The following is a 12,373-nucleotide window of genomic DNA, read 5'->3' on the forward strand; positions in this document are numbered from 1 at the left end:
TCGGAGACCCGCCTACGCTCGCCACTCTTCTGCCAGCAGTCCGAACCGGAGCAGATCGACGAACTCGCCGTCGACGTACGCCTCCTCGCGGAAGACGCCTTCCCGCTCGAATCCCAGTTTCTCCAGCACACGGACCGACGCCTCGTTGGATGCGAACGACTTCGCGGTCACCTTGTGGAGGCCGAGGCGGTCGACCCCGTGGCCGAGGACCGTCCGGGCCGCGTCGGTGGCGTAGCCGTTGCCTTGCGCGGCGGGCGCGACCCAGTAGGCGAGCTCCGCCCGCCGGTATGTCGCGTCGTTGGGCTTCTCTCGGATGAGGTAGACCTGGCCGACCCTGTCGCCGTCGGCGAAGACCACAAGCGCGAGGGTGTCGTCCCTCCGGCCGAGCGTGCCGCCGAGTCGGCGGCGGACGTCGTCGGGACCCGACGGCGCGGTGACGCTCCGCGTCGCGCGCACGTCGGGGTCGTTCTCGTGATCGAGCAGGAAGTCCACGTCGGACTCGTCGGGGACGCGAAGCGTCACGCGGTCGCCGTCGAGGAACGTCGGTCCGGGCATCGTGGTCGACCAGTCGGCCGGCCGAGCAATAAATGAAAGCCATCCGACCGGACGGCGACCGAGTCGGGGCGACTCTGCCCGAACCGCCGCGACGGCCGAGATAGGTGATTTCAAATCGGCCGTCGGCGTCGTTCCGGACGTGACTCCGCGAACGTTCACTCACGACGTCGAGGTCCAGTTCCGGGACCTCGACACCCGCGCGCACGTCAACCACGTCGTCTACGCCGCCTACTTCGAGCGGGCGAAGGAGCGCCTGTTCGAGGAGGTGCTGGGCGTCCCGCTGTCGGAGGCACCCACCGTCGTGCGGTCGCTGGAGGTCGACTACGTGGCGCCCATCGGCCCCGACCGGACCGTCACGGCGGCGCTCGGGCCCATCGAGACCGGCGAGACCAGTCTCACCATCGAGTACGAGCTCCGTGACGGCGACGACGTCGCGGCGACGGGTCGGACGGTGTCGGTCTACCTCGGCGAAGACGGTCGACCGGCGTCGCTGCCGACGGCCTGGCGGGAGGCGCTCGCGACGTACGATTCGGAGAGTGATGGGGAGTAGCTCGAGTAGGAGTAACTTCCGGACGCGATGGGCGAGAACGCCAAGCGCAAGCCGATAGATTAAGCGGGGGCTTCCACATCAAGGTAGCCGGTACCGGCCAGAGAAGCTCGTACTCGTCGGTCTCGGGATACCACCGACCATCAACCACGTCCAGCACCTCGGTCACCGACACCCTCGTAATCTCTAGCGGCTCCCACCCACTCGACACCACCGAGGGATACAGCACGACGACGCCACAGTGGTGGCTTTCGTGCCGGAGCGACCGGAGGAGATGGAGGTTGAACCGCAAGACGCCCAGCGGACCGCCGGTACCCGACGGAACCAGGGTTGGACCGTTCCATCGACGTTTTGCGAGCGAGGTACTCGCAGAGTATCTCACGCAGTAGAAGGTTGTAGTGGGACCGCCGAGGTCCGCGTGCCGGTTTCTGCGCATGCCGATGCGAGTTTCGTACTGCTGGGGGAGTAGGGATTCATGATTACTCAAGATCGTCGAGGTAGCTCCGGCGGGACTCCATCCGGCGAAGCTTCTCGGGGTGGTCGTAGTGCGCCCGAATCGTCTCCGGGGTCGCGTTCACCTTCTCCGCAAGCGCCTCAGGCGGCCAATCACAATCGCGATGCCAGGTGATCGATCCGGTGCGGATCTTGTGGGGTGACCGCGCGGACGGACACCGCTGCTCGCGACCGTGCTCGAGCGCCTCGCAATCGTCCGGATCGCGGTCGTGGGGGCACGTCCCGTACCGGCAGGGCTGGGTCTTGATGTAGAACCGCCGCCGAATCGCACCCTTCGTAAATCGCCCATTGCCCTTCTTCGACGCGAACAGTGGTCGACGGCCGTAGTCGTCGGTGACGTTCGGCCGGTTCACCTCGATGTAGTCCCGGAGAATTTCAGCAAGGTCGCCGTTCAGCGAGACTGGACGTTCGCCCTCCTCTTTGTTCTTCAGCGGCGTCTCAGTCTCCGGGCGATGCCGGAAGAAGATGAACGGGACGCTCACCTCGTCCAAGAGGGACTCCACGTCGTTCTGGTCGGGGGTCTTGAACAGGCCCGCCTCGTCGAGGTCCTCCTCGTGGGCGAGGCGTTCGAGGTCACTCTTATCGAGATAGCAGTCCTGGACGTCGAGCGCTCGGAGCGCCCCAAGGCGGCAGCCCGTCCGCCACGCCGTGACGAACAGGGCGTGGTCGGTGCTGGCCCACTCGTAGCGCTCCAGTTGCTCCATTATCGTGTCCGCACGGGCCGCCGGGAGCTTCTCCTCGTTCGCGCGCTCGGCCTTCGAAAGTTCCGGCACGTCGAGGCTCGCCGCGACACCTCTCTCAACTGCTTCGATGTCCTCGCAGAACGCGAGGAACAACCGGAGCGTCCCGAGTTGGTTGTTCAGCGTCGTGATGCTGAGGTCCTGACCACGCCGATGCGTGTCGAAGCGGAAGAGGTCGCGACCGTCGAGCTCGTTCAGGTTCTCGATGTCCTCGCGCTCGCACCACTCGACGAACTGGTTGATGCGGTATCCGTAGCTCTTGACGGACTCGGCCGCCTTCTCCGACCGCTGACGTTCGAGCCACATCTCCATCGCCTCTCGGGGGCCGAGGGGTTGGAGATCGTCCTCACTCATCCAGCATCGCCTCCTTGGCGTTCTTCACCCGGCGGAACTCTGCCTCGCTGCCGCCGTGATCGGGGTGTCTCTCCTGAACCTGCTGGCGGAACGCTCGCCGAACCTCATCGGGAGTAGCATTCCGGTCGACGCCCAACACCATGTGGGGCGGCTGTTCGTCGACAACGAGCTCGGAGTCACCGGAGGGGAGTCGTGCGTTGGCGAACTCGGATGCACCGGTCTCGACCGGACGCTGCTCCATCTTGCGCTTCTCGTGGACGTAGAGGTAGAGCGTCCGGACGTTGTCGCGGAGTCGCGAGTAAGCGTCGCAGGCAACCGCGAACTGCTTCCCGTTCATCGTCCAGCGGACGACCGCACCGGGGTCGTCCGGCGAGGCGTCGGCGTAGGGGTACTTCGGGTTCTGCGACTGGTGAAGCGCCGCCGTCGAGAGATTCCAGTCTCCGACGTCCATTCGCTCAAGCTCTGTCTCGAGGTCATCGATGGACTCCCGGAGAGTCGTGCCGTAGTGGTTGTTCCGCGTCCGCTCGGCGGGGTCGGTCCGCTCGAACCCCTTCGGCCAATCGAGACCCGTCACGCCGACCCCTCCGTCGCGGTCTCGCCCTCGATGATCTGTTCCGCTGCGCTCCGCTCGCCGTTGTCGTCCGTAGTCTCAGGCATCGTTCATCCTCGTCGTGGTCTGCGTCCCGCAGATACGGCACTCGCTAACCCGGTACGGTTCGCGCGAAAACTCCGCGTTCTCGCGGCGCTCACTCTCGGTCCGAATCTCCACCGCCACCTCGTGCGGCGTCTCACGCTCGCAGTCGTCGCACTCCTCCAGCATCGCCGAGAAGACCGCCGAACTGTCGGCCTCAGCGGTCGACCTCATCGGTACTCTCCCACGGGGAACTGCTCGCGCGCCGACGCGATGACCGCCGTCAGCGCCTCGACGTCCGACGACCGCGTCACCTCGCTCGCCCGCTGGTCGTACTCGATGACGCCCATCTCGTCCAGCTTCGGTAGGTGCGTCTGGTGGAGCGCCGACCGGACCGTCTTCTTCTGACGGGCCGAGACAATGTCCGGCTCGACGTCGAACTCCAGCGAGGCGATGTAGATGGTGAGCTCACCGACGCTCACCGTCTCGCCCGGCTCCAAGTCCGCCAGGTACTCCGCGACGTGCCGGCGCCGACTGTTCCGGAGCAGCTGGAACGCCTCGTCGAACGTCACCTCGGGTTCCGGCGCCGGACCACTCAGCGGCGACCAGTCGGACACTCGGCTCGTCACGGCGCCGAGCATCATGGCGCATCACCTCCCGGGAGCGCGTCCTCGCCACGGACGACGGGGTCGAGGCCCTCGTCCGCGGGGAAGTGGACCTTCTCGCCGTTCGGCGGCGCGACGATCTCCGAGTGCTCCTTGTCGACCGGGATCCAGTATCCGCCGAACGGGTGATAGTCGGGGTCGATACCGACGTGGAGGTAGCCCTGCGCGTCCGCCACGGGTTCGACCGCGTCGACCAGGTGCTCCGGGACGTAGCAGCTGTATTCGGCGTCCGCTGCTTCGCCGACTCGGATCACCTCCAGCTTGAAGGCGTACCGTTCATCGTCGGCGAGGTAGAGCACCGCGTCACCGTCCGGGGTTTCGACTTCCGGCACGCAGTCGATGACCGCTTTCTCTTCGAGCTCGTCTTCGTCGAGATGCACGGCATCGACAGTCCACTCGCCGGTCCCCCATCCGACGGTGGCTACGAGGACACCGTCTTCGTAGTCCTGATGGACCGCTATCGCGGTATCGTAGGCGTCTCGGAACTCCATCCGTTCGCCGTTCAGCTTGACCGCGATGCCGGTTCCGTTGCCGAACTCGTGGTGCGGTCTGAGTTCGCCCTCCTGACTCGGAACCCCGCCGTCGGTCGCGGGACTCACGCCGACCCCTCCTGGTGGACGTCCCGGTAGGTGCCGACAGGCGTGACGAGTTCGAGCTGGTCGCGCTCGTGGGTCTCGCCGGTCTGCTTGTTCAGGAGGTCGTGGAACACCCCGTCGGTGTCGTAGTGGCGCGCGCAGGTCTCGCACCAGAAGTGGTGGTTCGTCGGCTCCCAGTTGCGGTGGCCGTTGGGACACACCCACTTCCACCGATCTACCTCATCGTCGAGATGAATTCGCTCCGACATCCGACTCGGGCTGACGAACCCACCTGTAAAAGGCCGAATCCTCGTCCGAAGCGGAAGTGAAACTGTAACTCGTGCGCGCCGACGAGTTTCGAATCGTCGGCGCGGCGATGCAGACCGTCGGTCGGGGCTTTCAAGACCCCGCGTAGCGATTGCGTACATGGCTTCCGTACCTCAGTTACGGAGGCTCACGCGGACCCGATGGCCCAAACATCGGGGTCCGCTTTCTGAGGACCCATCGGCGAGCGACGGGTCCGCGATTTTGTCTCCGTGATTAGCGGATGTTCATGCCACCGTAATAAAACTTGAGCATTTTATGGCTCAATTGAGCCTAATAATGTCGCACAGATAGACATATCGTCAAAGGTAATAAACAGTGGTCTGAGTTTCTTTTACGATGTCGAGAGGGCCGGAGTGGAAGAATAGCGCCACTGAACCAACTCTAAAATTTCTGGAAGAGCATGATCTTGCCCTCTCCGCTACGGCGATTCACTATAATTTAGAGCAACTACTACAGCGTCCTCCGTCTCGGTCAACGATTACACGGGCACTCAAAGGATTACGAGATACTGGCTTAGTAGAACAACCTCATGGTTCGCTCTATCAAATTACCAACAAAGGTCGGAAATATCTTGCTGGTGACCTTGACGAGAGCGAGTTAGAAAGTGACAGATGATTAATTAGATATATGCGAGTGAGGATAGAATGCGTATAAGGGATTATTTTACCTTCGGTCGGCCAGAAGGTACTGCTGTTGCAATCTTCTTGCAATCTGTTCCGATCTTTTTCGCCTTACTACCCGGAAGTCCACCAATTATTAAGTGGCCTTTTGGTCAGAAAATTGCTGTTTTAGTGTCCTCGTCAGTAGCTCTTCTCTTAGCCTATGCCCTATATCGGACTATTGACCAAATTTCCCAATCCCTTCTCTCCATTGAGATGCAGAAAAGGAGTAACAAACTGATCTCGGTCGGACTTTATTCTATCGTTGGTTTGTGCTCGGCTATTATTGCGTATCTCTTGTTCATTTTCCCCACGAATGTTCATGTACCGGTTGGCCTTGATGATTACACAACTGGAGCTGCAATGGGCCTTCTCTATTCGGAGTATATTGCACTACCACAGGCAGTACGGATAAAGGCGTCAGTAAACGGTGAACAACGAAATCAAATGATTAGTAAATTTCTCTCAGATATAGAGAAGCTCCAAGTAGAATCTGGGAGCGAATTAGATGGCGTTTCTGAATCAATTAGTGAGTTAGGAGACGAAATCATAACTGAAATTGAAGAGGAGCCGATATCCGGGAAAGGTTCCTTGCATACCTATTTGAAAGATTGGCTTGCCGATTTCGATGAGGCACGGAATCTTCCCCAAGAGAGGAAATTGGTGGACCCAGACGAAGATAATCGTATCGAGTATATTACGAATAATTTAAGTGCGTTGGCACAGATTTCCGGTCCATGACTGGGGGAGCATACATTGATCCGTATCCCCGCGACAAAACTCTCACTAATCACAAAGAGAATATTGCTGTAATCTGTGATCCCAGTGCGACTTGTTTTGGGGAACCACTTGAGGATTTCTTAAATAATGTGTGCTCTCAGATAACCGATTATGGGAATACAATAGATACGGCAGATAATTATAATGCAATTGAATTAGTTGAACGATCCTGTCCTACGGGGAGTTCTACCCCAGATGAACAGCGAGATGCAGAAAAATCGCTCATCACCCATAGTTTGTGGGTTATTCGGTATGAGACCTTGCTCCGAGATGACCTCTATACCGCACTCTGTTACCAAGTCCGCGGGCTTCCTGACGAGACTGCGGTCTTCTCGTGGGTTGATTCAGAAGGAGATCGGGAAAGTATCGAAACTGAGATTTCCTCACAGTTTACTAGTGTACAAGTAGCTACGAGTAAATCAGAATTGGAAGACAACATAAAGGGATATCTCGGATTTCAAGTGAATCCAAATGGGGCGGAGCAAAACGTAATTGCGTGGAGCCACAATGCTGCTAATAAGATAGACAAGATCGATTGATATGGTTAATGAATGGCTGGCTATCCAACGGGTTGGCGAATGGGCCGGGCTGAAAGGCCAAGAGTTAGATGACTACCTTAAAACAGCTCGCGAAATCCACGAAGATGCCCTCGAAGATCGCGGAGGCGAATTTGATTTGGATAGTCAGTACTTCGAGTTCCTTAACCAAGAAGTATTTTCTAAGGATGAAATCCAGGTTCTACTCAAGGAGTTTGAGGTCAGTGAAATTACAGTATCTCACTTTGAAGAAAGCTCGGTTCCAATTGAGGAAGCTTTCCAAGCGCACACGGTAGTTGATTATGGAATTGATGAGATTGCAGACTTCGTTATGCTTCTCAAACTCATTGACAAACACCAACAATTAACGGGGAAGGAACACATTAAACCATTAGAGAAATTCCATAGTTTAGTTTACATGGTGAACAACCGCCTATCTCAGGAGGACAATCCCCAAATTAGTAATAGCGATTTGGAGTTTGGTATGTTAGAAAGAACGGGATACCGTTATTCATTCAGGAAAAAACAGTCTTACCCTTGGTCCTCTAGCTTACAGCGTGATCGAGACCGTCTCTTTGCATGGAATTTGCTTGATTCAAGCCCTCTTGAAGAAAGTCAAGAAAGTTGGGACATCTCCTACTCCGTTTCACTTGGAGATGCAGCTCAAATGTTTCTGACAAGGTTCGAATCAAAGCTGGAAAACTTCGATAGTGTGTTACTAAAGGAATGGGATTTGAAGCAGCGCAAAGTCTTGGAGGACTTCGCAGATAGCTCGATGACTGGAATTGAGGACCAGTTAGAATCGCAAGACCGGTATAATGAACATGATGCTGGAGAGACCATCTTGAATGGACGGCCAAAACGTTTTGAATCAACCAATCAAATAACAGAAAGAGTGACTGCCATTAATGTCTGAAGAACCACCCGTTTTCGACCAAGTAGCGGAGAAAGTCGATAGAGAAAGTGAATTCTCGGACAGTCAACGGGAAGAGCTCAAGGATTTCTTCCTAAAGCATTATGATGAGATAGATTTCCAATCGTCAGACATTCGTTTGGACCGAATGGCTGTTGAACACTTTCGGACAATCAATAAACGCGAAGTAGATTTCGACAAAAGAAGTACCATCCTGTACGGAGAGAATTCTCAAGGGAAAACCAGCTTAGTGAAGTCAGTCCTTTTCAATATTGCAGGACTTCCTGAGAACAACGATTTTGAGATGACTAATCTCATTCAGTTTGGATATTCTGGTCTCTCTACCACAGGATATTGGACAATAAATGACGAACCATATACGTTAGAACGATCTCTTCGACAATCTGGACAAGGAAGTGCACTTTCAATGGCTGATAAGCCATACCTTTCTGAAGGACATACTACTGATGCCTCAATAACTTCAAAGTACACAGATCCTTCTGAGGTCAGAGAACGGTTTGGGCTTCAGGACCTTCGGACCCGTGGGCACGACCCATATGAAGTTCTCACTATCTTCTTCTTAATGTCCGAAGATTTCACCCGGTTCTTAGGAAGTAGCCATTCTGAGCTGATGGATTTACTATTTGGAATCAATATCACGACGGTCATATCAGTCATAGAAGACAAAATTGATGAAATTGATACCCAGATCAAAAATTACGAACTAAATGAATCTGGAGAGTCTCTCCTCCAAGAATCACTAGGTTATGGTTCTAAACAAGATGATTTGGAACACCACTTAGAAATCAAAAAAGATTTGCGACAGAGTATAGTTGACACTTTGAAAGCTAAACGGGGTCAGTTAGAGTCCCTAAATGCTACGCTTGCCGGAGAAGAAATCCCTCACGGCTTGAAATCTCGCAGAGACGAGCTTCGCGCAGAGATTGCTGATCTAAGATACGATCGAAAGGAGGTCTATGAAAAGCTTACTAGCGTGAAACGTGTAATCGAACGCTATGAGGATACAGAAATGTTGGATGATTTGGAGGGAATTGGTGATGAACTCCGGAATTTCATGACCATTCCAAATCGTTGCCCAATTTGTACTAATAGCGTCGATAAGGAACAACGACAGAGGTTATTGGATGAGAAAGACTGTCCTCTCTGTGCAAAAGATATGCCAGAGGACCGATATCGGAAAGAGGCTGAGCATGTGGAGACTGAATCAATTACAGATACCAGTGCACAAAAGCACCAAGAGGAGTTAGAGGAACTTCAGGAGGAAAAACAGGAATTAGAAAGAGAAAAAAGAAGTATTGAAACGCGTTTAGAGGAGGCAGAAGCTGAATTCGAGACAGTTAAACAGCGAATTGAGGAGAATGAGATCACCGACGTTGTAGAGGAACAAGAGGAGTTACAGCGTGAAGTAAGGAATCTCCAAGATCGAGTTGTGGATGTCGATGTTGAAATTGACTCCTTAGAAACAGAGCTACGAAGAGTTAAGAAAGAGAAGTTGGGGGTTAGACACATTAGAGATATTGTTGCTTCAAAAGAAGATAAACGGGATGCATACAAGCGGTTTAGAGATATTGTTGAAAAATCACGAAAAGCTCAACGAGAAGATTTGAAACAAGACTTAGCCGAGACTATGGAGAGCTTCTTGAAGGACTTCAATCATGGAACGCTAGAAAGTGCTTATGAAATCAGGTTCAAGTCTGGCGGGTCCTATCACTTTGATATCCACACAGAGGAACGAATCTTAGATTCATCAGTAGCTGACGAGAGTACTGCAGAAATCAATCTCCATGCACTGTTATTCCACACAGCCGTTCTGAAGCAACTGAGCAAGTCGTTCAATAGCCCTCCAATTCGCTTGTTCACTATCGATTCACCATTTGCAAATGAAGTGGATGAGAACAATGCGAAGGCAATCTCTAATTTCCTAATTCGCCTCCCTGATATCCTGCCCGAATATCAAATCATCTTAGCCTCCGCAGAAACGGACTCCTTTGAACCAGACGAGTATCAAGATTCATACCAGATGCTTCAGTTCCATTAGATATAGACAAATAAACTATTCTCCTGTCCCACTACCGACTCTACTGATAGCTCTCTGGGAAACCAATCCACCTGTCTGGCACGAACTTTTCTCCCAATAATATGCGAATAAGAACATCAATTCTACAGAAATTGAGCGAGAGCCCTAGGTCGCCGCCGAGGCCGACCCCAACGAACTGGTTGAGACCACGAATACAACACCATGCCCGACGCGGTGAAAGCGAAGCTCCAAGAAATCGAGCAGGGCGAACTCGAAGAGGGTGCATTCGACAAGGGCAAAATCGCGGAGACGATCTGCGACCGGATAACGAGTGGAGAGTATAAGGCGGACGACCTCGGCGAGGAGACGGTAGAATCGATGAGGTCGTTGGTAGAGAGACTAAGTGGTGTTCTCGAAGAGTCTGAGTGAGTTGCTCTCCCCTGTCAGATAATTCTCTCCTACGGCAATCTAGAGCAGGTCCGCATCCTCAGACGACTCGATCTCCCCATCCCAGTCCTGGGCCGCTTGCCGAATCCCGTACTTCCGGTCGGCGATACTCAACATCCGACTTTCGAGGCTGTCGATGTACTCCTTCAGCTCGTCCTCGGTCTCGATCACGAAGTAGCCGTTCCCGCCGGAAGTGATTGGGATGTTCTCCTCGAGGATGAGTTCCCGGATGACAGCTCGCGTGTTCGGGAATGAACCGATATCGTTGACGCCGATCTACTCGGTGATTTCTCGGGCCGAAATCGAGCGGGCAAACATCACGCATTTCAAAGGAATGGTTTTCTGCATCTACTGTATTTTGAGCGACCCTTGCACGATGTGCACGGAATAAACTGAATATACTCTGAATTGCCACTTTGGGTGTGCGTGGGGTGATAACGCATGGCAAAAAAGTTCGGACACTGTAAAGAGTGTGGACAGAATTTCAAGCGAGCACGGATTAGCGGACGCCGCAAAGGGTACAAAGTGCTGAATAAGGGCAAGCATAGTACCCGCATTCGTTGCAAGGGGTGTGGCCGTACTGTTACTGTCAACGATAGATAAGCGACGACGTTCCATTTTTTGTAGAGTTCGATATTCACGACTCATCGGTTCCGGACCGGATTCGTCCCCCGCGAAGTCGAGCATCGCAACGCCGAAGTCACCCATTTCACCGAAATCTTCGCCCCACTCACCGACGGTAACCCCGCCGACACCACTCTCCTCCTCGGTCCCTCGGGAGTCAGGAAGACCTGCCTTGCGAAGTACACCGCCGAGCAGCTCCGCCAGGAGGTCCTCGACGTCGAGTACCAGTACGTCAACTGAGAATTGATTAGCAGATTCTCAGGGTTCCCCAGCTTCCCCCAACTCCGCAATCCGCCTGGCCATATCCTCAGTTGCTCGCGCTGCTGAATTACAACTGTATGTACGGATTCTCTGAGTCTCGCAGATACTCCCTCGCGGGGTTCGTCGCACCGTTCGCCCGCTCTTTTCGGAACTGTTGGGCCTCTGCGACGTGCGCGAGTCTACGAGGCTTCCCGAAGGTCTTCCGGTACTGAGGAGAGGTACCGAACTTCTCCTTAACATTAGACCCAGATGGGTCGTACGTCGGCGGAACTGACGGGAGCCCTTCCACGTCGGGGGATTCCCGTTCGCTTCAAGGTACTCCTCGAGGTCGTCGTCGTCGACGGCTCGAAGACGAAGTACATGGCCCAATTCCTCGACGCTGAGGCTACGACAAGGCCGACGTCAAGAAAGAGAGATTACGCGATGACCCCGAAATTACGATGTCGATGGTACAACAATCTACCAGAGCCATAAATGTTAACGAAAAGCACTTCCTATCCACTGTAATGGACGATATCAACCAACACGCCCTTGAGGAGATTAGCCACACTGGTGGTTCCATCTCGACTGAAAGAATCCTGTTCTTAATCGAGTACTACGATTCCGACGGTGAGCCAGGAATCCCCCGCGATCGATACGACAGGTACGCGGAGGCTATCGAGGCGAACGACCGGGTCCCGTACACCGCCGAAGAAATGCGCGCAGTCATCGACTCACGGCTGACGGACTCTCGGACGTGGGTCCCGCATGCGTTCTATCAGATCGCACCGAATCGAATCAGCCTCTTTCCGGCGCGCTGGCACGATAAACTCGATGGAGAAACCGACGTGCGAGAACACGTGCGTTACATCCAAAGCGCCGACTCGGGCTTTCATGGCGACGATGGGAACCTACATACAGCTGGAGTACCCAAACAGTTGCTGATTCGAGCAGTATCCGTGTTCGGAGGTGAAGACCCGGAGACTGTCAAGGAGCAACTCGATAATCACATACGGAACGGAGACCTACGCGCGCTTCCCGACCAAAATCCAAACGCCGACATTCAACTTCAGGAATGAAGCGGTGCTCTTGTGTAGTAAATTGTTGATTCCAGATAGCTTGCTTCAGGACTACTACTTTGAGAGGCAATCGTAGGAAGAGCACTCAAAGTAATACTTTCACTTCCGGTGTGGCGAGATTACGGTTTTGAAGGAAAGAGCCCACTTCCA

At 54.5% G+C, this 12,373-nt stretch carries 15 protein-coding genes; 7 read left to right on the top strand and 8 right to left on the bottom strand.

Annotated features, from left to right (window positions below; translation table 11 throughout):
* Positions 1 to 12 precede the first annotated feature (12 nt).
* Positions 13 to 555, bottom strand: coding sequence for a GNAT family N-acetyltransferase (locus tag DVR07_RS11665; protein ID WP_115797460.1), 543 nt, complete (start codon positions 553 to 555; stop codon positions 13 to 15).
* A gap of 139 nt (positions 556 to 694) precedes the next feature.
* Between DVR07_RS11665 and DVR07_RS11670 the strand changes: the two genes are divergently transcribed.
* Positions 695 to 1,105, top strand: a complete 411-nt coding sequence (locus DVR07_RS11670) for an acyl-CoA thioesterase (protein ID WP_162829528.1) — start codon at positions 695 to 697, stop codon at positions 1,103 to 1,105.
* 476 nt (positions 1,106 to 1,581) lie between these two features.
* On the opposite strand, the gene DVR07_RS11675 is transcribed toward DVR07_RS11670, so the two are convergent.
* From DVR07_RS11675 to DVR07_RS11700, 6 genes are all read right to left on the bottom strand, one after another.
* On the bottom strand, positions 1,582 to 2,709 hold the full coding sequence (locus tag DVR07_RS11675; protein ID WP_115797462.1) for a tyrosine-type recombinase/integrase: 1,128 nt from the start codon (positions 2,707 to 2,709) through the stop codon (positions 1,582 to 1,584).
* Positions 2,702 to 3,283 (bottom strand): J domain-containing protein, encoded by a 582-nt coding sequence (locus DVR07_RS11680; RefSeq protein WP_115797463.1) that lies wholly within the window; start codon positions 3,281 to 3,283, stop codon positions 2,702 to 2,704. Before DVR07_RS11680 ends, DVR07_RS11675 begins: the two co-directional genes overlap by 8 nt.
* A 75-nt stretch (positions 3,284 to 3,358) precedes the next feature.
* Positions 3,359 to 3,529: a DUF7835 family putative zinc beta-ribbon protein gene (locus DVR07_RS22125; RefSeq protein ID WP_205410986.1), complete on the bottom strand. Its 171-nt coding sequence runs from the start codon at positions 3,527 to 3,529 to the stop codon at positions 3,359 to 3,361.
* A gap of 41 nt (positions 3,530 to 3,570) precedes the next feature.
* Positions 3,571 to 3,984 carry a DUF7344 domain-containing protein gene (locus tag DVR07_RS11690; RefSeq protein ID WP_115797465.1) on the bottom strand — a complete coding sequence of 138 codons (414 nt, stop codon included), beginning with the start codon at positions 3,982 to 3,984 and terminating at the stop codon, positions 3,571 to 3,573.
* Positions 3,981 to 4,604, bottom strand: coding sequence for a hypothetical protein (locus DVR07_RS11695; RefSeq protein ID WP_115797466.1), 624 nt, complete (start codon positions 4,602 to 4,604; stop codon positions 3,981 to 3,983). The genes DVR07_RS11690 and DVR07_RS11695 overlap by 4 nt, the downstream gene beginning before the upstream one ends.
* On the bottom strand, positions 4,601 to 4,849 hold the full coding sequence (locus DVR07_RS11700; RefSeq protein ID WP_115797467.1) for a hypothetical protein: 249 nt from the start codon (positions 4,847 to 4,849) through the stop codon (positions 4,601 to 4,603). Before DVR07_RS11700 ends, DVR07_RS11695 begins: the two co-directional genes overlap by 4 nt.
* A gap of 702 nt (positions 4,850 to 5,551) precedes the next feature.
* Between DVR07_RS11700 and DVR07_RS21580 the strand changes: the two genes are divergently transcribed.
* The 5 genes from DVR07_RS21580 to DVR07_RS11710 all read left to right on the top strand — a co-directional run bounded on the left by DVR07_RS21580 (position 5,552) and on the right by DVR07_RS11710 (position 10,262).
* A complete protein-coding gene (locus DVR07_RS21580; RefSeq protein ID WP_162829529.1) occupies positions 5,552 to 6,307 on the top strand; it encodes a hypothetical protein in 756 nt (251 codons plus the stop codon).
* On the top strand, positions 6,304 to 6,885 hold the full coding sequence (locus DVR07_RS21585; protein ID WP_162829530.1) for a hypothetical protein: 582 nt from the start codon (positions 6,304 to 6,306) through the stop codon (positions 6,883 to 6,885). The genes DVR07_RS21580 and DVR07_RS21585 overlap by 4 nt, the downstream gene beginning before the upstream one ends.
* A 1-nt stretch (position 6,886) precedes the next feature.
* Entirely contained in the window at positions 6,887 to 7,798 is a 912-nt protein-coding gene (locus DVR07_RS21590; protein WP_162829531.1) for a hypothetical protein, read from the top strand.
* A complete protein-coding gene (locus DVR07_RS21595; protein ID WP_162829532.1) occupies positions 7,791 to 9,854 on the top strand; it encodes a hypothetical protein in 2,064 nt (687 codons plus the stop codon). The genes DVR07_RS21590 and DVR07_RS21595 overlap by 8 nt, the downstream gene beginning before the upstream one ends.
* 201 nt (positions 9,855 to 10,055) lie before the next feature.
* Positions 10,056 to 10,262 (top strand): hypothetical protein, encoded by a 207-nt coding sequence (locus tag DVR07_RS11710; RefSeq protein ID WP_115797469.1) that lies wholly within the window; start codon positions 10,056 to 10,058, stop codon positions 10,260 to 10,262.
* A gap of 39 nt (positions 10,263 to 10,301) precedes the next feature.
* Here DVR07_RS11710 and DVR07_RS21600 read toward each other — a convergent pair whose 3' ends face one another.
* Entirely contained in the window at positions 10,302 to 10,451 is a 150-nt protein-coding gene (locus DVR07_RS21600; protein ID WP_162829533.1) for a hypothetical protein, read from the bottom strand.
* Positions 10,452 to 11,671: 1,220 nt separating this feature from the next.
* Here DVR07_RS21600 and DVR07_RS11720 point away from each other — a divergent pair.
* Positions 11,672 to 12,223 carry a hypothetical protein gene (locus tag DVR07_RS11720; protein WP_115797471.1) on the top strand — a complete coding sequence of 184 codons (552 nt, stop codon included), beginning with the start codon at positions 11,672 to 11,674 and terminating at the stop codon, positions 12,221 to 12,223.
* The last annotated feature ends 150 nt before the right edge of the window (positions 12,224 to 12,373 follow it).

It is taken from the genome of Halorussus rarus, from assembly GCF_003369835.1.
In the GTDB taxonomy this organism is placed as follows: domain Archaea; phylum Halobacteriota; class Halobacteria; order Halobacteriales; family Haladaptataceae; genus Halorussus; species Halorussus rarus.